At 55.5% G+C, this 23,433-nt stretch carries 17 protein-coding genes, 1 other RNA gene and 2 pseudogenes; 17 read left to right on the top strand and 3 right to left on the bottom strand.

Features of this window, described 5'->3' with window-relative positions; all coding sequences use genetic code 11:
* The first annotated feature begins 157 nt into the window (after nt 1–157).
* The 3 genes from ffs to efp all read left to right on the top strand — a co-directional run bounded on the left by ffs (nt 158) and on the right by efp (nt 2,308).
* An RNA gene (gene ffs, locus M1D78_RS13135) (signal recognition particle sRNA small type) lies at nt 158–254 on the top strand.
* 188 nt (nt 255–442) lie between these two features.
* Complete coding sequence (earP, locus tag M1D78_RS13130) at nt 443–1,597, top strand: elongation factor P maturation arginine rhamnosyltransferase EarP (RefSeq protein WP_437420448.1); 1,155 nt, start codon at nt 443–445, stop codon at nt 1,595–1,597.
* Between the two features lie 144 nt (nt 1,598–1,741).
* Nucleotides 1,742–2,308 carry an elongation factor P gene (gene efp, locus M1D78_RS13125; RefSeq protein WP_120995165.1) on the top strand — a complete coding sequence of 189 codons (567 nt, stop codon included), beginning with the start codon at nt 1,742–1,744 and terminating at the stop codon, nt 2,306–2,308.
* Nucleotides 2,309–2,372: 64 nt separating this feature from the next.
* On the opposite strand, the gene M1D78_RS13120 is transcribed toward efp, so the two are convergent.
* Both M1D78_RS13120 and M1D78_RS13115 read right to left on the bottom strand, forming a co-directional pair.
* Nucleotides 2,373–3,824, bottom strand: coding sequence for an SLC13 family permease (locus M1D78_RS13120; protein WP_437420447.1), 1,452 nt, complete (start codon nt 3,822–3,824; stop codon nt 2,373–2,375).
* Nucleotides 3,825–3,916: 92 nt separating this feature from the next.
* On the bottom strand, nt 3,917–5,266 hold the full coding sequence (locus M1D78_RS13115) for a class II 3-deoxy-7-phosphoheptulonate synthase (RefSeq protein WP_437420446.1): 1,350 nt from the start codon (nt 5,264–5,266) through the stop codon (nt 3,917–3,919).
* Nucleotides 5,267–5,381: 115 nt separating this feature from the next.
* Between M1D78_RS13115 and M1D78_RS13110 the strand changes: the two genes are divergently transcribed.
* Nucleotides 5,382–6,131 carry a spermidine synthase gene (locus tag M1D78_RS13110; protein WP_437420445.1) on the top strand — a complete coding sequence of 250 codons (750 nt, stop codon included), beginning with the start codon at nt 5,382–5,384 and terminating at the stop codon, nt 6,129–6,131.
* A gap of 346 nt (nt 6,132–6,477) precedes the next feature.
* Nucleotides 6,478–8,171, top strand: a pseudogene (locus M1D78_RS13105) (DEAD/DEAH box helicase).
* Between the two features lie 330 nt (nt 8,172–8,501).
* Here the strand turns inward: M1D78_RS13105 and M1D78_RS13100 are convergent.
* Nucleotides 8,502–8,942 (bottom strand): annotated as a pseudogene (locus M1D78_RS13100) (REP-associated tyrosine transposase).
* Nucleotides 8,943–9,320: 378 nt separating this feature from the next.
* Between M1D78_RS13100 and ihfB the strand changes: the two are divergent.
* The 12 genes from ihfB (at nt 9,321) to M1D78_RS13040 (ending at nt 23,341) form a co-directional block, all read left to right on the top strand.
* Complete coding sequence (gene ihfB, locus M1D78_RS13095) at nt 9,321–9,605, top strand: integration host factor subunit beta (protein ID WP_045164450.1); 285 nt, start codon at nt 9,321–9,323, stop codon at nt 9,603–9,605.
* Between the two features lie 134 nt (nt 9,606–9,739).
* A complete protein-coding gene (locus tag M1D78_RS13090; RefSeq protein WP_437420443.1) occupies nt 9,740–11,017 on the top strand; it encodes a Wzz/FepE/Etk N-terminal domain-containing protein in 1,278 nt (425 codons plus the stop codon).
* 410 nt (nt 11,018–11,427) lie between these two features.
* On the top strand, nt 11,428–12,708 hold the full coding sequence (locus M1D78_RS13085) for a Wzz/FepE/Etk N-terminal domain-containing protein (RefSeq protein ID WP_437420442.1): 1,281 nt from the start codon (nt 11,428–11,430) through the stop codon (nt 12,706–12,708).
* Nucleotides 12,709–12,839: 131 nt separating this feature from the next.
* Nucleotides 12,840–14,330, top strand: coding sequence for an MBL fold metallo-hydrolase RNA specificity domain-containing protein (locus tag M1D78_RS13080; protein WP_437421312.1), 1,491 nt, complete (start codon nt 12,840–12,842; stop codon nt 14,328–14,330).
* 64 nt (nt 14,331–14,394) lie between these two features.
* Nucleotides 14,395–15,654 carry an MATE family efflux transporter gene (locus tag M1D78_RS13075; protein WP_437420441.1) on the top strand — a complete coding sequence of 420 codons (1,260 nt, stop codon included), beginning with the start codon at nt 14,395–14,397 and terminating at the stop codon, nt 15,652–15,654.
* A gap of 9 nt (nt 15,655–15,663) precedes the next feature.
* Nucleotides 15,664–16,773 carry a polysaccharide pyruvyl transferase family protein gene (locus tag M1D78_RS13070; protein ID WP_437420440.1) on the top strand — a complete coding sequence of 370 codons (1,110 nt, stop codon included), beginning with the start codon at nt 15,664–15,666 and terminating at the stop codon, nt 16,771–16,773.
* A 73-nt stretch (nt 16,774–16,846) separates the two neighbouring features.
* Nucleotides 16,847–17,896 carry an EpsG family protein gene (locus M1D78_RS13065; protein ID WP_437420439.1) on the top strand — a complete coding sequence of 350 codons (1,050 nt, stop codon included), beginning with the start codon at nt 16,847–16,849 and terminating at the stop codon, nt 17,894–17,896.
* Nucleotides 17,897–17,904: 8 nt separating this feature from the next.
* The gene (locus tag M1D78_RS13060) at nt 17,905–18,687 is read left to right on the top strand and encodes a glycosyltransferase family 2 protein (protein ID WP_437420438.1); all 783 of its coding nucleotides are present in this window, start codon (nt 17,905–17,907) and stop codon (nt 18,685–18,687) included.
* Between the two features lie 100 nt (nt 18,688–18,787).
* Nucleotides 18,788–19,702, top strand: a complete 915-nt coding sequence (locus M1D78_RS13055; RefSeq protein ID WP_437420437.1) for a glycosyltransferase — start codon at nt 18,788–18,790, stop codon at nt 19,700–19,702.
* Nucleotides 19,699–20,652: a UDP-glucose 4-epimerase family protein gene (locus M1D78_RS13050; protein WP_437420436.1), complete on the top strand. Its 954-nt coding sequence runs from the start codon at nt 19,699–19,701 to the stop codon at nt 20,650–20,652. Before M1D78_RS13055 ends, M1D78_RS13050 begins: the two co-directional genes overlap by 4 nt.
* Before the next feature lie 19 nt (nt 20,653–20,671).
* Nucleotides 20,672–21,226, top strand: a complete 555-nt coding sequence (locus tag M1D78_RS13045; protein WP_437420435.1) for a sugar transferase — start codon at nt 20,672–20,674, stop codon at nt 21,224–21,226.
* 111 nt (nt 21,227–21,337) lie between these two features.
* On the top strand, nt 21,338–23,341 hold the full coding sequence (locus M1D78_RS13040; protein ID WP_437421311.1) for a polysaccharide biosynthesis protein: 2,004 nt from the start codon (nt 21,338–21,340) through the stop codon (nt 23,339–23,341).
* Nucleotides 23,342–23,433 lie beyond the last annotated feature (92 nt).

Genomic DNA, 23,433 nt, shown 5'->3' with positions numbered 1-23,433 from the left:
GCGGGTCCGCTCTACAGCGCATACATCAAGGGTGGCGGCGGCGCGCGTGAAATCGAGGCGTTGCGCGCAGCACGCTATATAAGGGCGGGTTGTAACTTGGGAATAAGCGGGTACAATGGCGCCGCTCGCCGCCAGGCGGGTGTCGTCATGGTGGTCCTATCGGTCCCCTCGCAACGATCAGCCGTGAACCCGGTCAGGTCCGGAAGGAAGCAGCCGCAGCGGTGACATTGTGTGCCGGGGTGTGGCTGGTAGGGCTGCCTCCATGACGAAATGCGTTATCCTGCTTTTATATAGTCCCTCCTAATTTCTTGTTCCGCATGCCGAGCCTTCCGCTAGGGCAGCTGATGCCGTTTGCATGCGCGATGGTGTGGAGACGGTGCCCGTCGTTTCTATGCTACGCCGGTGTGCCCACCGTCCATCTCCAATAGCCGGGAGAACCCCTTTGTCGAGCAGCACCCGTTGGGACATTTTCTGTGTCGTGGTGGATAACTACGGCGACATTGGCGTGACGTGGCGCCTGGCTCGCCAGTTGGTCGCCGAGTACGGCCAGCAGGTTCGCCTGTGGGTGGATGACCTGCATACCTTTGCCCAATTGTGCCCGGGCACGAGCGCATCGGCCGAGCAACAGTGGCATGAGGGTGTCGACGTCCGCCATTGGCCCAGCACCTGGCCGGGTGCCGAGCCGGCAGAGATCGTCATCGAAGCGTTCGCCTGCCAGTTACCTGAGCCGTACATCCATGCAATGAGCCAGAGCGGCCACCGGATTCTCTGGCTCAACCTGGAATACCTCAGTGCCGAAGATTGGGTCGTCGGCTGCCATGCGTTGCCGTCGATGCAGGCCGATGCCCTGCAGAAGTACTTCTTCTTTCCAGGGTTCGAGCAGGGAACCGGCGGGCTGATTCGCGAGGGCGACCTAATGGCGCGGCGCGAGGCCTTTCAGCACGATCGGTTCCTGCGAGACGCCTTCCTGCAGAGTGTGGATGTAGACCCGGTGCCAGGGGCGCGGCTGGTGTCGCTGTTTGCGTATGAGAACGAGGCGGTCGCTGGATGGCTTGACGCACTAGCAGCCGACTCGCGGTCGACCCTGTTGCTGGTGCCGGAGGGGCGGGTGCTGGGCGAGATCGCGGGTTGGCTGCGTCTCGAACGAATTCAGGCAGGCGATCGGTTTGAGCGGGGCGCCCTGCAGCTTGCTGTGCTGCCATTCCTGACGCAAAACCAGTACGACTTGCTGCTTTGGAGTTGCGACTTCAATGCGGTACGTGGCGAGGAATCCTTCATTCGCGCGCAATGGGCTGGCCGCCCGCTGGTCTGGCATATCTATCCGCAGGAAGAAGACGCACATTGGGACAAGCTCAACGCGTTTCTCGACCTCTATCTGCGGGACCTCGCGTCGGAGCCCGCCACAGCGTTGCGCGCGTTCTGGCAGGCATGGAACGACGGAGCGGGCAGCGGCGACGCCTGGCGGGCGTTGCTCGAGCACGAGGCAGCGCTGCGCGTACATGCCGAGCGCTGGACGCATCAGCAAGTCGCCAATGGTGATCTGGCTGGGAAATTAATGTTGTTTCATGCCAACTGGTTGTCCGCGGCTCCGGTCTAGCGAGCTTGGCGGGATTCGTTTCGCCGGCAACCGAGGCTGCTCACCACTGGCGACGGCATGCGGCCATCGCGGCTTGCGACGATACGCGATCAGCCCCTATGATACGCGCCTGTTTTTTGTCCCCAATTCCATTCGGATATTCGTATGAAAACCGCACAAGAGTTCCGTGCCGGCCAGGTGGCCATCATCAACGGCGCACCCTGGGTCATCCAGAAAGCCGAGTTCAACAAGTCCGGTCGTAACAGTGCCGTGGTCAAGATGAAGTTGAAGAACCTGCTCAACGGTTCGGCGACCGAGACCGTGTACAAGGCCGATGACAAACTCGAGCCGGTCATTCTTGAGCGCAAGGAAGTGACCTATTCCTACTTTGCCGATCCGCTGTATGTTTTCATGGACAGCGAGTTCAACCAGTACGAAATTGAAAAGGACGATCTCGAAGGCGTGATGACCTTCATCGAAGACGGCATGACCGACGTCTGCGAAGCCGTCTTTTACAACGACAAGGTGATCTCCGTCGAGCTGCCGACCACCATCGTCCGTGAAATCGTCTACACCGAACCGTCCGTCCGTGGCGACACGTCCGGCAAGGTGATGAAGACTGCCCGCCTGAAGAACGGTGCCGAACTGCAGGTTTCCGCCTTCTGCGAAATCGGGGACTCGATCGAAATCGATACCCGCACCGGCGAATACAAGTCCCGCGTCAAGGCTTGATCTCTCAGCCTTAGTAGGACAGAAAAGCCCAGCTCAATGCTGGGCTTTTTCGTTTCGGTAGGCTTCAACCTGCCCAAATCCAGCCAACCAGCAGATAGCAGACCAGCGTCACCAGCAAGACGCCGAACAGGTTGAGGACGAAACCGGCCTTGATCATCGCCTGTATTGGCAGCTGGCCGGTGCCGAAGACGATGGCATTCGGCGGCGTTGCGACCGGCATCATGAAGGCGCAGCTAGCCGCGACAGCAGCCGGTATCGCCAGCATTTCCGGCTCGAGCCCTTGGGCGACGGCCAGAGCGCCGAGTAGCGGCAGGAAGGCGGCTGCGGTGGCGGTGTTGGAGGTAATCTCGGTCAAGAAGATGATCACTGCCACGACCAGCCCGATCATCAGCACCAGCGGCAGCGCGCCGAAGCCGCCAAGGCTTTCGGCGATCCACTCGGCCAGACCCGAGGCGCCTATTACCCCCGCGAGCGAAAGGCCGCCACCAAAGAGCAGCAATACACCCCATGGGGCCTTGTTCGCCTGCGCCCAGTCCAGCAGGAAAATGCGCTCACGCAGGTTAACCGGAATCAGGAAAAGCGTGATCGCCGCTGCCATGGCAATGCTGGTGTCGTTCAGCCCTTCCACGTACTCGGCAAGAAATGGCTGGAATATCCACGCGAGCGCCGCCAGCACGAAGACCACGCCAACGAGCTTTTCTGCGCGGGCCATCGGCCCCAGTTCTGACAGTTCCCGCTCCAGCAACGCTTGCGTATCGCCACCAGCCAGCTTGAAGCCGCGACGGGTCAGCGACCACCAGATAAACACCAGCATGCCGATGCTCAAGGGCAGGCCTAGCAGCATCCACTGACCGAACCCGATCTCGACGTCGTAGTTCTCCCTCATGAAAGCTGCGAGCAACGCGTTGGGCGGCGTGCCGATCAGCGTGGCGATACCGCCGACGCTTGCGGCGTAGGCGATGCCCAGAAGTAGCGCAATGGCGAAGCGGCCACCCTCGCGCTCGTCGCTGCCCGCCACGAGCAAGCCAATTACCGACAGGCCGATTGGCAACATCATGATGCTGGTGGCGGTGTTGCTCACCCACATGCTGATGAATGCGGTCGCGATCATGAACCCGGCGATTTGGCGGCTGGGCTGATTACCCACCGCAAGCAATGTCGCCAACGCGATGCGTCGGTGGAGATTCCAGCGTTGCATGGCCAGGCCAAGCAGGAAGCCACCCAGGAACAGGAATATCGTTGGATTGGCATAGGGGGCGGTGGCTTTGGCCAGGGTGTCGATCCCCAGCAGCGGGATGAGCAAGATTGGCAGCAGCGAGGTCGCTGGAATGGGTATGGCTTCAGTCGACCACCAGACTGCCATCAGCGCCGCAAGCCCAACCGTCAGCCAGGCCTTTTGCGACAGGCCCGCCGGCGGGTCGGTTAGCAGGCATATGAGCAGCAGAAGCGGGCCCAGGGCCAGCCCGATCCAGGCAGCGAGCGTAGCGCCTTTGCTTTGCGAAGATGAATCGGTCATGCGGGCCTCCTCGAGCGGCGCGAAACGACGCTGTTCCTATCAGGGGGACAGGAGCGGCGCGGTTTCGTTTCGTTCAGAAGGCCGGCTACGAATCAGTCCGGGCGAACCTGCTTGAGCGTCTCGGCAATCATGAAGGCCAGTTCCAGCGACTGGTCGGCGTTCAGGCGCGGATCGCAGTGGGTGTGGTATCGATCAGAAAGGCCATCCTCGGTAATCGGGCGGGCGCCGCCAATGCATTCGGTGACATTCTGCCCGGTCATCTCGATGTGGATGCCGCCCGGATAGCTCCCTTCTGCACGATGTACCTCGAAGAATTGACGGACCTCGGCGAGCACCTTTGCGAAGTCGCGCGTCTTGTAGCCGCTGGACGCCTTCATGGTGTTGCCATGCATCGGATCCGAGCTCCACAGCACCTCGCGGCCTTCGGCCTGTACGGTGCGGATGAGGCGCGGCAGACCCGCTTCGACCTTGTCCGCTCCCATGCGCACGATGAGGTTCAGGCGGCCCGGGTCATTGTCGGGGTTAAGGATGTCGATCAGTCGGATCAGCTCCTCGTCTTGCATGCTCGGGCCGACCTTGACGCCAATCGGGTTGCCGACGCCGCGCAGAAATTCCACATGCGCGCCGTCGAGCTGACGGGTCCGGTCGCCGATCCAGAGCATATGCGCCGAGCAGTCGTACCAGCCACCGCTGAGGCTGTCTTGGCGAACGAACGCCTGTTCATAGTTGAGCAACAGCGCTTCGTGCGCCGTGAAGAAGCTGGTCTCGCGCACTTGTGCCGCATTGTCCATTCCGCAGGCACGCATGAAGCGCAGCGCCTGGTCGATGCGCTCGCCAAGCTGGTGATACTTTTCAGCCATTTGCGAGTTGGCGATGAAATCCAGGTTCCACTGATGGACTTGGTGCAAATCGGCGAAACCGCCTTGGGCGAACGCGCGTAACAGGTTCAGGCTTGCAGTCGACTGGTGGTACGCCTGCAGCAAGCGTTCCGGGTCAGGGACACGGCTTTTCTCGTCAAAACCGATGCCGTTGACGATATCGCCGCGGTATGCGGGCAGGGTGACACCATCAATGGTCTCGTTGCCGGACGAGCGTGGCTTGGCGAACTGTCCGGCCATTCGACCGACCTTGACCACTGGGCAGCCGGCGGCAAACGTCATCACCACGGCCATCTGGAGCAGCACCTTGAACGTATCGCGGATCTTTGGTGCAGAGAATTCAGCAAAGCTTTCCGCGCAGTCACCGCCTTGCAGCAAGAAGGCTCGACGCTGGGTCACCTCGGCGAACTGGCGGCGCAGCTCACGTGCTTCCCCAGCAAACACCAGTGGTGGGAGGCCCGCCAAGGTCGTTTCGATTCGCCCAAGGTGGTCCGCGTCCGGGTAGACCGGTTGCTGCTCGATGGGCTTGCTTCTCCAGCTCGAAGGGCTCCAGGCCTGGCTCATTCGTTCGTTTCCGTGCGCATTGAAGTGGCGCGAATTTTACCTGATGCGCTGGGGTGCCGCTGATAGTCCTTGCCAATCGGCTGTTAAGATGCCGCCAAGCCCTGAGAGAGTGTGTATGGAAAAGCAGGAAGTAGTGCTAGCCGAGGTGAGCGATGCGTTCGGCCTGATCCGGGTGTTGGAAGTCGGTGACTACCGCTTTCTGGAATTCGGTGCGGCGGTAGAGCAGAGCTGCGTCTTTACCCGCGATCCCAGCTGGCTGGAATATGACTATACCCGCGCCATGCTGATGGGCGGCTTGTTGCACGAGGCGCCCGAAACGGCGCTGTTCCTCGGGCTTGGTGCCGGTACCCTGACCCAAGCCTGCCTCGAATTCCTGCCCCTCGAAGACGTTGAAGCCATCGAGCTGCGGCCCGACGTGCCTGAGCTCGCCATGCGCTATTTGGGCCTGCAGGACGATCCGCGGCTGTTCATCCGCATAGGGGACGCGGTTGATCTGCTCGGATCGGCCGAGCCCGCGGACCTTATTTTCGTTGACCTCTACACCGATACCGGGCCAGCACCGGCCCATCTTGCCTGGCAGTTTCTCGAGTGCTGCCAGCAGAAACTCAATCCTGGCGGCTGGCTGGTGATCAACCAATGGGGGACCGATCAGGACAAACCGCTGGGAGCCGCGCTACTGCGTGGGCTGTTCCATCGGCACTACTGGGAATGCCCGGTGAAGGAGGGCAATGTCGTACTGTTCGTGCCTGCCGACCTGGATCAGGGGTTAGACCTCGTTGCCCTGCGCCAGCGCGCCGCCAACCTTGCCCCGCGCCTGGGCTATACATTGGACTCGCTCATCGAGGCGATTCGCCCAGCGAGCTGATTAGCGAGCGGCGCCAAAGCGAGCGGCTTCTACCGACAAGGGCTTGCGGCAAAGCGGCGATATGAGGCGAATCGGCTTTGTTTCCTCCACGCCTTGTGCCAGAGCGGCTGCAAACCTAACCCTCAAGACAAAATGCGCGCACAGCTTCACAGTTTCCGGTATAGTACGCGCCGGCTGAAACCCAGCCTGCGTTCAGGTACTGCAACACACGAAGCGCTGCTTCGGCTGCTGTCCGCTTCTCGCGGCTGTCCTAGACGATTCATCATTCATTACGTTTTCGCAAACCCCGCCGACCAGGCTGCCAGGGTGACCTTCGGGTTTTGCATGGCATGCGCAGCTTCGGAACATGGGTCTTTGCGGAGCATCAGGAAAAGACCCATGTCCCAGGAAATCGGCGGCTTTGCCGCACTCGGTATTCATCCATCCGTTCTTGCTGCCGTAACGGCGGTGGGCTACGAAGAGCCTTCGGCGATCCAGAGCCAGGCTATCCCGGTCATCCTCGGCGGCCACGACATGATCGGCCAGGCCCAGACCGGCACCGGCAAGACCGCAGCCTTTGCGCTGCCCATCCTCTCGAAGATCGACCCGTCCAAGCGCGAGCCGCAGGCGCTGATCCTTGCACCGACCCGCGAACTCGCCCTGCAGGTCGCCACCGCGTTTGAAACCTATTCCAAGCAGATGCCTGGCGTGGGCGTGGTGGCCGTCTATGGTGGCGCGCCGATGGGCCCGCAGCTCAAGGCCATCCGCCAGGGCGCGCAGATCATCGTCGCCACCCCAGGCCGACTGGTCGACCACCTGAGCCGTAACAGCGCGCTGCTGTCGACCATCCAGTTCCTGGTACTCGACGAAGCCGACGAGATGCTCAAGCTGGGCTTCATGGATGATCTCGAAGTGATCTTCGAAGCCATGCCGGAGAGCCGTCAGAGCGTGCTGTTCTCTGCGACCCTGCCGCACTCCATTCGCGCCATTGCCGAAAAGCACCTGCGCGAGCCGCAGCACATCAAGATCGCCGCCAAGACCCAGACCGTTGCTCGCATCGAGCAGGCGCACCTGATGGTTCATGCCGACCAGAAGATCCCGGCCGTGCTGCGTCTGCTTGAAGTCGAAGACTTCGATGCACTGATCGCCTTCGTACGTACCAAGCAGGCCACTCTTGATCTGGCCGCTGCGTTGGAAGCCAAGGGCTACAAGGCCGCTGCGCTGAACGGCGACATCGCTCAGAACCAGCGTGAGCGCGTCATCGAATCGCTCAAGGACGGCCGTCTGGACATCGTCGTTGCTACTGACGTTGCCGCTCGCGGTCTCGACGTGGCGCGCATCACCCATGTATTCAACGTGGACATGCCCTACGATCCGGAGTCCTACGTTCACCGTATCGGCCGTACTGGTCGTGCAGGCCGGGAAGGGCGCGCGCTGCTGCTGGTCACCCCGCGTGAACGCCGCATGCTGCAAGTCATCGAGCGCGTCACCAACCAGAAGGTTGCCGAAGCCCGTCTGCCCAACGCCCAGCAGGTGTTGGATGCGCGCATCAAGAAGCTCACCAACAGCCTGTCGCCGCTGGTAGCCGATGCCGAAGCCAGCCATGGCGAACTGCTCGACAAGCTGGTTGCCGATATCGGTTGCAGCCCGCGTGCACTGGCCGCTGCGCTGCTGCGCAAGGCTACCAATGGTCAGGCGCTGAGCCTGGCTGAAGTGGAAAAAGAGCAGCCGCTGGTCCCGACCAGCGCTCCTCGCGAACGCTCCGATCGTCCAGAGCGTAGCGGTGATCGCGAACGCCGTGCCCCGATTCCGCTGGCCGAAGGCCGCGCCCGCTGCCGTACGCCGCTGGGCGCACGTGACGGCATCGCCGCCCGCAACCTGCTCGGCGCCATCCTCAACGAAGGCGGCCTGGCCCGCGAAGCCATCGGCCGTATCCAGGTGCGTGACAGCTTCAGCTTGGTCGAACTGCCGGAAGAGGGTCTCGAACGCCTACTCGGCAAACTCAAGGACACACGTGTCGGCGGCAAACAGCTCAAGCTGCGTCGCTATCGCGAGGATTGATCGTCCGGGCGTTTGATCTAAAAAGGTGGGCTCAGGCCCACCTTTTTTGTTTCCCAAAGCGCCATTCGCCCCGAGGCCGGGGCTCCCACAAAACCACTTCAGTCCGCTTTTGTCGCAGGCGTTGCGCCCTTGCGGCGAATGCAGGCAGTAATACCCCCCACCACTGCAAGCCCTCACCGCACCGCTTCTGTAGGAGCCGCGCCCCGCGGCGAATGCAGGCCAAAGGCCTGCCTCAGCATCCTCCCAACCATCGTAAGCCCTCACCGCACCGCTTCTGTGGGAGCCGCGCCCCCGCGGCGAATGGAGGCCGAAGGCCGCCGCAGCTTCAACCTACAACCAAGCCGCATCCCAGTGCGGATAGTCACCAATCTGTTCTACCAGCCCGGCCCTCAGTGGGTTAGCTACGATGTATCGCGCCACCGCCTTTAGGTCATCTTCACCCCGTAGCGCACGATCATGAAACCCGGCCTGCCAGATTGAACGCCCTATCTGCCTGGCTGAGATCGATTTAACTCGCCCAACGAGCTGCGGCAACGTGCCTTTGCTCAACTGGACCAGCCAGTGAAGATGGTCAGGCATTACGACAAAGGCTCATGTCCTGCTCATACCCCTTCCTTCATCGGATTGCAGGGTGCGAATCAGTACCCGTGCCGCGTCCATATCACGGAAAACAGGCTGTCGATTTTGAGCGACAGTTGTCACCAGATAGATCTGGTCATGAACGGAATAGCGGCCTTTGCGAAGCCGGCTGGATGCGAAATAAGCGTCCATGCTCTTCATCTCTTGCTCATTATTCGGGCAGCTTAACGTTGGTGCTTACACACATTGGCGATCCATTCCCCATGATTCGACACTGGCCAACGGAGAAGCGCTTCGCCCCGAGGTCGGGGCTCCTACGAAAGCCTATCCGCTCGCTTGTGGGAGCCGCGCCCCCGCGGCGAATGCAGGCCACAGGCCTGCCGCTTCAAAAAGCTTCGGCCCGAGGTCGGGCCTCCCACAAAACAGCCCTACTGCACGAAACCTGGCGACCTCACGCTTCGCCGCTTCGGAAAACCTGACCCAAACGTCCAGGCTGTTCAAACTCTGAACAACATGCTACAAACGAACGCAACCCAAATGATCTAGCCGCTTGAAAACGAAGGGAAAACCATGACCAAGTCGGAGTTGATCGAGCGTATCGTCACCCAACAAGGGCTGCTTTCGTCCAAGGATGTGGAACTGGCAATCAAGACCATGCTCGAGCAAATGGCTCAAGCATTGGCAACCGGAGACCGTATCGAAATCCGAGGCTTCGGCAGTTTCTCTCTCCATTACCGCGCCCCGCGCGTCGGTCGTAACCCCAAAACCGGCCAATCCGTCCCCCTCGATGGCAAGTTCGTCCCGCATTTCAAGCCGGGGAAAGAACTGCGCGATCGGGTGAACGAAGAAGAATAACGAGCGCAGTCGCACTCATAATCTCTCTCTTAGAAGCGCAAAGTTATCAGCGTGGGCGAACTTTCCCGCTTAACCGTGCACTAATCCCGGTTCGCCTGCTTTGCATTGAAGCGCATTTATAACAAGGAGTTGGGATGACCGTGCAGTACCAAACCTCCACATCCGAAGAAATAGACCTGGTCGAGTTGTTTCGGGCGCTTTGGCGTCAGAAGCTCCTGATTCTCGGGATAACGGCCGTCGTTACGCTTATCGCAGCCGCTTACGCTTTCCTCGCGACTCCTTATTACCAGACCAAAACATATCTACGCCCCGTCCCTCAGAGCAGTCTGGATCAGCTTAACGAGACCGGTATTTACAAGCTCACACCGGAAGAGGCTATTAATAGAGTGGCTGGTGCGCTGTCATCCTATGACAACCGGCTCGATTTCTTTCTGAACAACCAAGAGCTTTTGCAGCAAATCGAAAAGCGCGGCGACTCGCTTGAGCAGGCCTTTGCTAATTTCAACGAAGACGCCTTCGAAATGCTCTTTCCTGATCCCAAGCGCACGGATAACCGAAGCGCCTTCGTCGGGCTCAGGCTGACCTACCCTGAAGGAATGGACGGTGCTGCGGTGGTCAATGGCTTCGTTGCGCATGTGCTGGAGCTTGAGCGTCGCGAAATCACGGAGGATCTTGAAAGCCTGATCAATAACCGCTTGGCCAGCCTGGATATGAATATGGAGGCTCAGCGCGCGAATTACTCAGCGACCAAAGAGGCGAAGATTGCCGCGCTGCTGGAGGAGGATGCCTTGAAGCGCGCCGAGCTACAGGACGAACTCACTGCGTTGCGTGCAGAACTCAAGACTCGTAGAACAAACCGTATTCAGGAGCTTAACGAGGCAATCTCTATTGCTGATTCGCTGGGAATCCGGAACCCAACAAGCCCCTCAGCCATGACAGCGTCGCCCCCCAGCGGCACTCAGGTCATTCGCACCGAGGTCACCAATCAGAAAGCACCACTGTACTTCATGGGTACCGAGGCGCTAACCGCCGAACGCGATGCGCTTGTTGCGCGAACTTCAGACGACTTCATAGAGCCCCGCATCGCTGAAATCCAGTCGGAGCTGGCGATGCTTGAACACAATCGGGAGGTGGAGATATTGAAGGAGCGAGAGGGCGAAGATCTTTATTTGACCAACCTCGCCGAGCTACGTGAAGAAGCCGCTCGCCTGAAAGGCATCAAGCTAGACACGGAACGGTTGAGACTGGTGCGATTGGATCAGCTAGCTTTGCAATCCCTCAACCCCATCAAACCCAAAAAAGCCATGATTCTTGCCTTGGGTCTTGTGCTTGGTGGAATGCTGGGGGTGTTTGTCGCGTTGATACGCAGTCTGATGACACGTAGTAACGAACAGCATCCCGTCCTGAGCTGAGCGAGGCTGCGCGCTTCAACGTCTACTAGCTTGCCCATACCTTGCCCGAGCAGCACCGCCCGGTGCTGCTCCGTCTCTTGTTGATATCCTCTTCCGCTTCGCTCCCCCTTCGACAGAACCTCCCTGCCAGAAATTTGTAGGGCCGAACTCGTTCGGCCTTCACAAACTGGCAACCGAATAAATTTAGTCTGCACCCAGCGGCGCTTCCCTCCGAAAAATCACCTTTAGCGTTACCGCTCGTCTACCGCGGCGTTTTGCCTCCTTGTTTCATCCAGCGTCTCGCTTGTTTTTTGTGACCTGGATGGCAAAATGCCGACCCGCTAAAGATTGGATGGAACTTTTCAATCTTTTTCAGATCGTGCCGGCGCGGCCTTTCGCTGCGCTGCCTTACCGACGAGACGGAATTCGACGTGAACGCTGCAGTCCCCCCGCAACACCTTCGCTCTGCTACCCATGATGAAATTGATCTGGTCCAGCTCGTCAGCGCGCTATGGAAGCAAAAAACGCTGATCATCGCAGTGACCTTCCTGGCTGGCCTCATTGGGCTTGCCTACGCCATGTCCGCAACGCGCTATTACACGGTTCAAAGCGTACTGCGCCCAGCAGCGATCAAAGACCTGGACGAGCTCAATCACTTGGGCATCTACAAGCTGTCACCGAAGCAGGCATTGGCTCAAGTTGGCGCTGCGCTTGATTCCTATGAGAACCGCCTCGGTTTCTTCCGTGACAATCAGCAACTCTTCGCTGATCTGGCCCAGCCCGGCCGTAGCCTGGAGCAAACGTTCGAAGCCTTTAACGACGACGCGATCAAGTTGCTGCAGCCTGACGCGAAAAAGCCCGAAGGAACCACTCCCTTCGTTGGCATTCAACTGACCTACCCGCAAGACCTCAACGGCGTTCAGATCGTCAACGGCTTCGTGCAGTACTCGCTCAATAGTGTTCGTCAGGAAGTAGCAGCCGATCTCGATACCCTGATCGGTAACCGTCTCAGCCAGTTGGAAAAGAACATGGCTGCCGCTCGCGCCAACTACGAGGCGAGCAAAGAAGTCAAAATCGCCAAACTGAGCGAAGCGGACGCCCTCAAGCGTGCCGAACTGAACGACGAGCTTTCTGCGTTGCGTCAGCAGCTTAGAACCCGCCGTGACAACCGTATCAACCAGCTTAACGAGGCGATCCGCATCGCAACCTCGTTGGGTATCAGCAAACCCACAACGCCTTCATCCCTTGGCGCCGCCGAAATCACGGGGCAGGGCAGCGTGATCCGCACTGAAGTCAACAACCAGCAAATCCCGCTCTACTTCATGGGCAGCGATGCGCTGGAGGCCGAGCGTAAAGCACTGTTGGCACGTCGCTCGGATGACTTCACCGAGCCGCGCATCGCGCAGATTGCCCGTGAACTCAAGCTGCTCGAGCACAACCGCCAGATAGAAGTGCTCAACAGCCGCGAAAACGAAGACCTATTCCTTAAAGACCTTGCCGCCTGGCGCGAGGAGGCCGCACGCCTGCGTGCCCTGCAGTTCGATACCGAATCGCTCAAGCTGGTCTCTATCGACCAAGCTGCGGTAGAGCCGAGCCGGCCCATCAAACCCAAGAAAGCGCTGATCGTCGCGCTCGCGCTGGTGCTCGGCGGTATGCTCGGGTTATTCATCGCCCTGGTGAGAAACCTGCGCCGTCCCGTAGCCTCGATCTGACCATCCGTCCGTCGGAATACTGCTGGCAACTCAGCAGTTCTGAAACTCGGTAGAATCCCCGCTTATTTTTTCAGCGGGCCCGTGACTAGCTTGTCGCGGGCATCTTGGGTGACATCGTTAAAGGAATAACCATGAGCTATCCAAAAATAGAACATCACGGCGCCAAGGATGGCGTTACCGGCTCCTGTCACCAACTGCATATGAATGCCACCAGCAGCCTGTTGGTTGACTGCGGGCTGTTCCAGGGCAACGACGCATCGATCCCGAACGAGCCCGGCGCGGATCGTCTCGCCATCGAATTCCCACTGGACACCATAAAAGCGCTGGTCGCCACTCATGTGCACATCGACCATGTTGGGCGCATACCCTATCTTCTCGCGGCAGGCTTCGACGGCCCCATCCTATGCAGCGAGCCGTCCGCAAAGCTTCTGCCGATCGTCCTCGAAGATGCCTTCAAACTTGGCTTCAGCCGTGACCAGGCACAGATCGAAAAATACATCCGCCTCGTCGAGCAGCGGATCATTGCCTTGCCGTACCAGCAATGGTTCACCTTGGCCGATACCGATGAGTTGCAAGCCCGCATACGGCTGCAGCGTGCAGGGCACATCCTCGGATCGGCCTACGTTGAAATCGACCTGACCTACCCGCAAACCGGGCAGAGCAAACGCGTAGTCTTCTCTGGCGACCTCGGTGCGCCACACGCGCCCTTCCTGATGCCCCCGGAATCACCAGAGCGCGCCGACATCCTCGTGCTTGAAAGCACCTACGGCGACCGCCTCCATGAAGACCGCGCCAACCGCCGTAAACGGCTCGAAGCCGTTATCGAGCAAGCCCTCGAAGACCAAGGCACCGTCCTCATCCCCGCATTCAGCATCGGCCGCACGCAAGAGCTGCTCTACGAGCTCGAAGATATCATCAACAAGGCCCGTCCCAACACCGCACAACCCCCTCTCCCCCCTGGGGAGAGGACCGGGGTGAGGGGAGCGGCGAGCAACACCAACGCTAAGCCCAGCACCGAAACCAACTGGCCCGAGCTCCCAATCATCCTCGACTCACCGCTCGCGAGCCGCTTCACCGAAGCCTATCGAAACCTCAAGCCATATTGGAACCAAGAGGCCCGCGAACGCATCCAATCTGGGCGCCGCCCGTTGGCCTTTGAACAACTGGTCACCATCGACAGCCACAGCGACCACCAAAGCGTCGTCAACCACCTTGCTCAGACTGCACGCCCAGCCATCGTCATTGCCGGTGGGGGCATGTGCAGCGGCGGTCGCATCGTCAATTACCTCAAAGCCATGCTCGGGGATAGACGGCATAACGTTTTGTTTGTCGGCTACCAAGCCAAGGGCACGCCTGGCCATGAGATCCAAACCTACGGACCCAAGGGCGGCTATGTCTATCTGGACGGCGAGCGCATTGACGTGCGCGCAGGCATTGCGAGTATCGGTGGCTACTCAGCGCATGCGGATCAAAAGGGATTGGTGGCATTTGTGACCGGCATGCAGCAGGGGCCAACAGAGATTCGGGTGGTGCATGGGGAGGAGGGGGCGAAACGGGCACTGGCGGCCATGCTTGAGGTGCGTTACGCCGAAAGCGAAAACAAACTGAAGCTAACACGTTAAACGCTTCGGCGCCGGTGCTGCATTATTTAGCGGTAAGTATGTGATGGACTTAAACGTAAGTACTATGGCAAGTAATTTGAAGAAAAATATTATTGCGATTGCCGCATTATTTATTGGTGTAGGAGCCGGCGCTCTATCGGCGTTTTTGCTGCAAATTTTTTTTACACATTTCTTAAGTGTGACGGATTACGGTATTTTTTCCGCTGGCTACTCAATTGCCCTTCTTATATCACCAGTAGCGGGTATGGGCTTGGGGCAGTTCATTTTAAGGACCTTTGGAGAAGAGGGGCAGGCGGCATCAAGATGGCTAGGAATTGCTAAATCATACATTATTATATCGTCATCACTAACTTTTTTTCTTATCTTTTTAATTGTTTATGGCTGGACTGAAAATCTGCTTCAGAGCTTCGCAATGGCGTGTTTGACGTTCCCTGTTATAGCTTTAGAGCTGGTTTCAGTACAGCAGCAACTAGTGGGGAATTATAAAGGTTTGGCTTTGTGGCAAGCTTTTCCCCATGTAGCTAGGCTCGTCTTTATGATCGGGATATATGTTTTTTTTTCCTACCTATCGCTAAAACTTTCATTGCTCGGCGTGATTTTTTCTTCCATTCTCGTCTTTGGTGTGGCAGCTATTAAGCTGAAGTCGGTCTTTCAAGGTGAAATCAATCTGCGTGAGTTTGGCTTTGTGACACAGAAAGTTTCTGCGAGCCAACCTAATTTGTTTGGCTTAGCAAAGGTTGCATTTCCCTTTGGAATAACGTCCCTATTGTTCTTATCTTATTTTCAAGCGTCTGTGCCGTACGCTGCGCATTATTTGGGCGCCGAGTCTGCTGCGCTCACTTCGGTTTGCATAACTATACTTACGGCGGTATATCTGGTGCCGGCTGTCATTTTTCAAAAGTTTTTATCTCCTACCATCAGCTATCGGATTTATAACGACGTATTCAGCTTGTATAAGCTTTACTGTCGCAGTTTGGTAATAATGGGTTTAGTTGGTCTTATTGCGGCGTTAATGCTCTATACGGTTAGTGATTGGTTAGTCCCTAAGATGTTCGGTGAGCAATATACTGACGCAGTATCGTTACTGCAAGTTATGGTTTTTGCTATTCCTGCTCGCTTCGCCGGAGCAAGCTGCGGTGCGTTTATGGTCAGGCAAGATATGGTGCATAGAAAAGTTTTTTCGCTTTTAGTTGTCGTATTGTTTAATTTTCTATTTATAAAGTTAATGCATGAATGTATAGGGTTTCATACAGTTGCGTATTCACTTGTGGCATCCGAAGTGATCTTGGCTCTGTTGTTACTAATATTTTCTAGAAGGTTTTAGGTATAAATAATGAAAAAAATATCGTTTAGTGGATACTACGGGATGCAGAACTACGGGGACGACTTGTTCGCAGTAGCCTGCGCGTTGGGGGCTGAGAAGTTCTGGGGAAGCAAAGCGACTGTCGTTAGCCCAAAAATATTGGGTATTGAGAGCTACTGCGATGTGCCTGCTTGGTTAAGCACGCGCTATTCATCGCTAGGATATCAAGGTGCGCTTGTACGAGGAGTAATGAAAGCCAAGGCGTTACTGCATAGTGATATTGTGCTGCTAGGCGGCGGGTCTACGCTGTCGCCGAATCCCCCCAAACTATTCGACATGCACCTGAAAATGCCATATAAGCGAGCCAAACTGGCTGCTATAGGTGTCTCGGTCGAGCCGGTTGAATCTAACAACCTGAAAAGCCTGAAGGGCTTCCTTGATGGGTTAGATTTTTTAAGTCTGAGAGATAAAGCTTCGTACGATTATTTAAGTAGTTTAAATGTCACATCCCACACGGTATTAGCTGCTGATCTAGCAGGTACGCTATTAGGGCACTCTGAGTTTCAGTCATCAGAACAAGCTGATAACGTGATAGGGCTAGCTCCTTGTAATTACGAAAGCTACGTTAGAGGAAATATCGCAACAGAAAAAAAACGAAATGAATCAATGATAGCAGGAGTTGCTAGGTACGCTTTGGAGCACGGAAGTAAAGTAAAGCTATTTTCCTTAAACAATCATAAGTTTTTCGGTGACGACGAGCTGGTATTGAGCTTCCAAGAGCATTTAGAGAGTCTAGGAGTTGATAGCTTTATTTGCTCTAACGCACAGATAGGCGCTTTTGCTATCTGGCACGAAATAAGCACTTGCTCTGTATTTTTGAGTGTCCGGCTTCACGGCGCCATAACTGCTTATTTGACTGGTGTCCCCTTTGTTCTCGTTGAATATCATAAAAAGTGCACGGAATTTCTTAACGACATCGGTCAGCAAGATATTTTGAGGCTACATGAGCCATTATCGGATACAAGTATTTATGGCGCTTTGGCGGTAGCCGCCGAGGCGGGTGTGAAATGTGCAGTGACACCAGACTCTTATCGACTGCGAGCCGAAACTAATTTTACAGCGTTCAGGGATATAATTTAACCCAGCCAAAATGCGCTAAGTAGTAAAATCTGATGACGCGGTTGGAGTAGTCCTCGGTTTATGGATATATAATATGGTGTATATATTTGGATGGATTCTGCTATTATTTATTTTATCAATTAGGAATTTAAGCGGTTACCATGGAAAGTTTTTTTTAATATTTGTCGTCTTGTATTTTGGCGTTGTCTCGATTTTTAGAGGTGACGTAGGTGTTGACACGGCGGTTTATGACGAGATGTTCCGCAAAATAATGGTAGGCGAGCCAACTGCTGAGGTTGAGCCTGGTTTTTTTTTAATCTCAAAGGTGTTGTTGTATTTTATAGGCGATCCGAAGATTGCGGTTAGGTTCATAGCCTTTATCTTTGCTATGTTGTTAACGACGTTTTTTTTAAAATCAGATGATAACGAGACGTATCTTGGCGTTGCCTATTATGTGCCCGTTTTCTGTTATTCCTATAGTATGAATGGCCTAAGAATTGGTCTGGCTTCTGCTCTTTTTTTGTTGGCTATTCAAAGTTTCAGGCGAGGTGGCAAATACTATATTTTCTTGATTTTTGCGCTCCTTTTTCACTATTCAATAATGGTTTCAATCCTTTTATTTTTTGCGGTTGTTAAAAATTGGCGCCTTCGAGAGCTGGTTTATGTTGCTGCGGTAGGTTTTGTATTGGTGTCAGTATTTGTTATGTTTAACTATCAGTTTCTATTGCTTAAAGTTGACTCCTATGCTTCCTTGGCTGCTCCGGGAATGGTGTCCGGGCTTAGCACGTGCTTAGTAGTCATGTTTGTCTTCGCGGCGATTGCTGTCTCGCATATCCAAGCTGAAAAAAAGCTAAAGACGATAGCATTTGGTAGTTTTTTTCTTTTAGTTTTTTGGATAGTTGGTCGTTATAGCTATGCGGGCTTACGGTTATTAGAGTTGCTTGCTTTCACTATTCCGCTGGCATTGTTGTACTTTCATAGCGAGGATAAACTGAAGTTCAATTCTGGTTCGCGTGGCATGATATTCGTGGCTGGGTGTTTGGGTAGTGTGTTTCTATACCGAAATTTTTTGAGTGAAGAGGGGGTGGGTGCCTCTCCTTTTCTTCCTTATCAAAGTTTTTTTAGATACCTAGATATATTTTAGAGGTGGTTTTGAAGTTCTCTGTGGTTATTCCTTCTTACAATTCTTCTCGAACTTTAGGGGCGGCGCTAAAGTCCTGTCTCGAACAATCGGTTTTGCCCTACGAGGTAATCGTAGTGGATGATTGTGGTGAAGAAAATATGGAGGAAATATTTCAAGCCTACGTTGATATTTTTAAAGGCAAGGGTATATGCATAAAATTTATTCGACTGGAAGTTAACTCGGGTCCCGGTGTGGCCAGGAATACTGGGTGGGACATGGCCGAAGGTGATTTCATTGCATTCTTAGATTCGGATGACAAGTGGCATCCGAATAAACTTGAGATATGTAGGTCGGTTTTAATCCATAACGATTTCGCTTTGATCTATCACCGATTCTCTTATTTAGAAGATCGCTCAGTGAAAAGTCTCGATCAATATCGAGTCAGAGCCACCGATATGTTATCTATTTTATTTAGAAATCCGTCGGCTACGGCCTGTTTCATAGTAAAGCAAGATCTAAACATTCGATTCGATAGTTACATGAAGTACGCCGAGGATCACGACTTGTGGCTGCGTATTTCGTATTCTAATAAAATCGCTTTTATAGACGGGCCGCCGCTAACTATCGTGGGTAGGGAGATTATGTCCGCAGGTGGGCTTAGCTCCGACAAAACTGCGATGCGTCTTGGGGAGCTGCGGATGTATTACAAATTTTGCTCTGGAGTGCGGTTCGTCTTTTTGCCTTTGCTAGTTCTTTTTTCTATGTGCAAGCATATTTTGGCTGCTCTACGAAATGTTTTGTCGATGCGCTGAAGTTTTCCTGAAATCTTGACCAATTAATATCTTATAAGGAGTGAGGTGTGGTTTCAGTAGTCGCTTTTTACGCTGGTTGCTAACTGCGCCCGAGAGGTCTATGCCAAATTTCGTATGCACACCGCGCTTCGCCGTCCTTCTCGCTGCTTATAATGGGATGCAATGGATTGAAGAGCAAGTTGGTTCTATTCTTGCGCAGCGCGGAGTCGAGGTTGTTGTTTATATAAGTGTGGATGTGTCCTCTGATCAGACCTTGGCTTGGTGTGAAGCGTTGTCTCGCCGTGAGCGTCGCGTTGTACTATTGCCTTATACCGGTGAGCGGTTCGGAGGGGCAGCAAAAAACTTCTTTCGTCTCATAAGAGATGTCGATTTTTCTGAATTTAATTATATATCTTATGCGGATCAAGATGATATTTACCTTGGTGATAAGTATATCGCCGCGCATGCGCAGATAGTTGCCCGCGACTGTTCTGCATACTCGAGCAACGTTACCGCCTTTTGGCCCGATGGTCGTCGAATTTTGCTTGTTAAATCGCAGCCCCAGCGAAAGTTGGATTTTTTATTTGAGGCGGGAGGGCCTGGTTGTAGCTATGTGCTTCGAGTGGCAGACGCTTTAGAATTTAAACGATTCCTAATAGAAAATTGGCATGCGGCTAATAATGTTTCCCTTCATGACTGGTTGACTTACGCTTGGTTTCGGTCGACTGATAGGGCTTGGCATATAGATCCGAGCTCCTACATCTTGTACCGCCAGCATGGCGGAAATCAAATAGGCGCAAATAATGGTTTTTCAGGAATTAAGAGTCGATTTAAGCTTCTAGCCTCAGGATGGTATCGTGAGGAAGTCTCGAAAATATCCAGGCTCGTTGCCGGTAATCTGCCAGCTTTACCTTCGAGCTTAGTTGGCCATGGGGCTATACCCAAGGCTTATCTGATAAGGAACTTTACGGAATTTAGGCGGTCGAGGCGTGATCTATTGGCTTTTGGAGCGCTCGCATTTCTCGGGCTTATATGATGAGTAGAATATTGCTTACCGGTGCTACCGGTTTTGTAGGATCTGCAGTTGCGCGCAGACTCGCTGAAGTCAGATGCCACACGTTTATTGCCGCGGTACGCTATCAATGCAATATTGCCGGTAGTGAACGCGTTAACGTGATCGGCAATCTTGGTGAGCCAATTGACTGGACCTATGCAGTGGCCGATGTAGAAGCTGTTGTTCATGTTGCGGCTCGTGCTCACATTATGAGAAATGATTCGCTAGTCGACCCGCTGGCCGAATTTCGCCGCGTAAATGTCGCAGCTACCCTTGATCTTGCGAAGCAAGCGGCGGAAGCCGGGGTCAAGCGTTTCATCTTTATTAGCTCGATTAAAGTAAATGGTGAGAATACTGCTAGCGGGAGATTCTTTAGCGCCTCTGACGTCCCAGCACCAGAGGATGCTTATGGCGTTTCAAAGTACGAGGCTGAGCGGGGTTTGATTGAATTGTCGGTTTCCACGGGCATGGAGCTCGTGGTTATTCGCCCTCCGTTGGTTTACGGGCGAGGAGCAAAAGGCAACTTCGCCAGCATGATAAAGCTGGTTGAGAAAGGTATCCCACTCCCGCTCGGGGCAGTTCACAACAAACGCTCTCTAGTGGGGATAGACAACTTGGTTGATTTGGTCATTCGTTGCATTGATCATCCCGCCGCCGCCAATCAGGTATTTCTCGCTGGTGATGGTGGGGATCTTTCTACAACCGAGTTGCTGCGCAGTGTTGGCGAGGCGATGGGCAGGTCCGCTCGGCTGATTCCTGTACCGGCTGGCATGCTTCAGTTTGGCGCGACCTTGCTGGGCAAAAAAGCGATGGCCCAACGGCTGCTTGGCTCGTTGCAGGTCGATATCAGCAAGACCTGCGAGATGTTGGACTGGAAACCACCCTATACGGTGCAAGAAGGGCTTAGGCGCTGCTTCGAGCGCTCCAATTGATCTATTACCGGATGAACCCGTGATTCGAGTTTTTGATTTTTTATTTTCGCTGGTGGGCTTGGTGGTTGGCTTCCCTGTGTTGCTCGTGCTCACGCTTATCGGCCTGTTCGATACGGGCTCGCCGATTTTTCGGCAAGTGCGTGTCGGTCGCAATCAGCAACCGTTTACGCTGGTCAAGTTCCGCACCATGAGGGTTGATACGGCCTCGGTTGCCACACATCTGGCCAGCAGTGCGTCCATCACTCGCTTTGGTCATTTTCTTCGCAAGACCAAGTTGGACGAGCTGCCTCAATTATGGAACGTTCTTAAGGGCGATATGAGCCTGGTGGGTCCGCGGCCAGGGCTGTTCAATCAGGAAGAGCTGACGGCGGAGCGTGCCCAGCGTGGTGTGTTCGATGTGCGGCCAGGGATCACCGGACTGGCGCAGGTGAGCGAAATCGATATGTCCACGCCTGCTCTGTTGGCGGAGACGGATCAGAAGATGATACGCAGCCTGACGCTGGTTGATTACTTCAAGTACATCGTCATGACCGTAGCGGGCAAGGGCGCAGGGGACCGGGTCGTGAAGCGCTGATCTCAGCAAATTCTCTAACTGTGTTGTCTAGCGTTCGATCGATTGAATAAATGGACTGGGAACCGAAGCGGCCGGCACTCCGGCTCTGGGAAGGGTAGCTTTGTGTTGAGATTGGCTGAAAACCTACGTACGCGGCTGGTGCGATTACCCAGGCGCTACAAGCGCTTGATTCAAGTATCGACCGATGTGGTGCTGGTCTGGATCGCACTCTGGCTGGCGTTTGTTGTTCGATTGGGCGATACCCGTAACATTGAGCCTTTTGGTGGGCATGCCTGGCTGTTTGGTATCGCGCCGCTGATAGCTATTCCGTTCTTCGTTCGCTTCGGCATGTACCGGGCAGTAATGCGCTACTTCGGTAATGACGCGTTGATGGCAATCGCTAAGGCCGTGACGCTTTCGGCGTTGCTGCTTTCCCTTGCTGTTTATTGGCGCAGTGATGCGCCGAAGCTGATTCCGCGTTCGATGGTATTTAACTATTGGTGGCTGAGCCTGGTGCTGATCGGCGGGTTGCGCCTGATGATGCGCCAGTACTTCATGGGCGACTGGTTCTCCCCGGATTCGCTCACCAAGTTCAAAGGGCGTGACGCGGGGTTGCCTAAGGTCGCGGTCTATGGGGCTGGTGCGGCAGGTAACCAGCTGGTAGCCGCCTTGCGCCTGGGCAGGGGTATGCGCCCGGTCGCCTTTATTGATGACGATCCCAATCTCTATAACCGGAGCATTTCCGGGCTGCGGGTTTACTCGCCCAAACATATCCAGCAGATGATCGACGAGACGGGGTGTAACGAGATTCTGCTGGCTATTCCGTCGGCCTCGCGCGCGCGGCGACGTGAGGTGCTTGAAATGCTCGAGCATTTTCCGCTGCACGTACGTAGCGTTCCGGGTTTCATGGATCTGGCCAGTGGGCGGGTAAAGGTTGAGGACATCCAGGAAGTGGACATTGCCGACCTGCTCGGGCGCGACGCCGTGCCGCCGCAGCAGACGCTGTTCGAGCGGTGCATTCGCGGCAAGGTGGTGATGGTGACGGGAGCGGGCGGCTCGATTGGTTCTGAGCTGTGCCGGCAGATTCTGTCGAACAAGCCTCAAACGCTACTGCTGTTCGAGCACAGCGAGTTCAACCTCTACAGCATTCACATCGAGTTGGAGCGGGCGATCGAGCGGGCTTCGCTGGCGGCCCGCTTGGTGCCGATCATGGGTTCCATCCGTAATCCCGAGCGTTTACTGGATGTGATGCGCACCTGGCAGGTGGAGACGATCTACCACGCAGCGGCGTACAAGCATGTACCCATGGTGGAGCACAACGTCGCTGAAGGCGTGCTGAATAATGTGCTGGGCACCATGAACACGGCCCAGGCGGCGGTGCAGGCGGGTGTGGCCAACTTCGTGCTGATCTCCACAGACAAGGCGGTGCGCCCGACCAATGTGATGGGCAGCACCAAGCGTGTCGCTGAAATGATTCTGCAGGCGTTGAGCCGCGAAACAGCACCGGTGCTCTTTGGTGCTGGCGACTCGGTGCATCATGTCAACAAAACGCGCTTTACCATGGTTCGTTTCGGCAATGTGCTGGGGTCATCGGGCTCGGTCATTCCGCGCTTCTACCAGCAGATTCGTAGCGGCGGGCCGGTGACGGTGACGCACCCGAAGATCACCCGTTATTTCATGACCATTCCCGAGGCCGCTCAGTTGGTCATTCAGGCGGGGTCGATGGGGCAGGGCGGCGATGTGTTCGTGTTGGACATGGGCCAGCCCGTGCGGATTGCCGAACTGGCCGAGAAACTGATCCACCTGTCCGGCCTGAGTGTGCGTTCGGAGAAAAGCCCGCACGGGGATATCGCTATCGAATTCACCGGGTTGCGGCCGGGTGAGAAGCTTTATGAAGAGTTGCTGATCGGCGACAACGTGAGCCCCACCGAGCATCCGATGATCATGCGGGCAGACGAGGAATACTTCACTTGGGACGCCCTACGAGGCGTGCTGGCGAAGCTGCTGGAGGCAGTGGAGCGGGACGACTATCCACAGGTGCGCGTGTTGCTGCGCGAAGTGGTCAGTGGGTATGTGCCTGAGGGTGAGATCGTTGATCTGATATACCAGCAGCGTCGGGCGGGGCGAACGGACTAGGCGGTGGTCTCGCCGGGCGGGCTGGGTTTGCTTTGCTGACTTTGCCTTTCTGAAGGCCGCACCCTCGAGACGAAGCTTTTTCAGCTAGGAGA

It is taken from the genome of Pseudomonas sp. SA195, from assembly GCF_054131565.1.
The sequence above is the reverse complement of the archived record's forward strand: the minus strand, read 5'-3'. Positions and strand labels throughout refer to the sequence as shown.

What these genes read in the sequence shown, in the direction of transcription:
- efp (WP_120995165.1), top strand. Translation starts at nt 1,742, where the DNA reads ATGAAAACCGCACAAGAGTTCCGTGCCGGCCAGGTGGCCATCATCAAC.
- M1D78_RS13120 (WP_437420447.1), bottom strand. Translation starts at nt 3,824, where the DNA reads ATGACCGATTCATCTTCGCAAAGCAAAGGCGCTACGCTCGCTGCCTGG.
- M1D78_RS13115 (WP_437420446.1), bottom strand. Translation starts at nt 5,266, where the DNA reads ATGAGCCAGGCCTGGAGCCCTTCGAGCTGGAGAAGCAAGCCCATCGAG.
- M1D78_RS13110 (WP_437420445.1), top strand. Translation starts at nt 5,382, where the DNA reads ATGGAAAAGCAGGAAGTAGTGCTAGCCGAGGTGAGCGATGCGTTCGGC.
- ihfB (WP_045164450.1), top strand. Translation starts at nt 9,321, where the DNA reads ATGACCAAGTCGGAGTTGATCGAGCGTATCGTCACCCAACAAGGGCTG.
- M1D78_RS13090 (WP_437420443.1), top strand. Translation starts at nt 9,740, where the DNA reads ATGACCGTGCAGTACCAAACCTCCACATCCGAAGAAATAGACCTGGTC.
- M1D78_RS13080 (WP_437421312.1), top strand. Translation starts at nt 12,840, where the DNA reads ATGAGCTATCCAAAAATAGAACATCACGGCGCCAAGGATGGCGTTACC.
- M1D78_RS13075 (WP_437420441.1), top strand. Translation starts at nt 14,395, where the DNA reads ATGGCAAGTAATTTGAAGAAAAATATTATTGCGATTGCCGCATTATTT.
- M1D78_RS13070 (WP_437420440.1), top strand. Translation starts at nt 15,664, where the DNA reads ATGAAAAAAATATCGTTTAGTGGATACTACGGGATGCAGAACTACGGG.
- M1D78_RS13065 (WP_437420439.1), top strand. Translation starts at nt 16,847, where the DNA reads ATGGTGTATATATTTGGATGGATTCTGCTATTATTTATTTTATCAATT.
- M1D78_RS13055 (WP_437420437.1), top strand. Translation starts at nt 18,788, where the DNA reads ATGCCAAATTTCGTATGCACACCGCGCTTCGCCGTCCTTCTCGCTGCT.
- M1D78_RS13050 (WP_437420436.1), top strand. Translation starts at nt 19,699, where the DNA reads ATGATGAGTAGAATATTGCTTACCGGTGCTACCGGTTTTGTAGGATCT.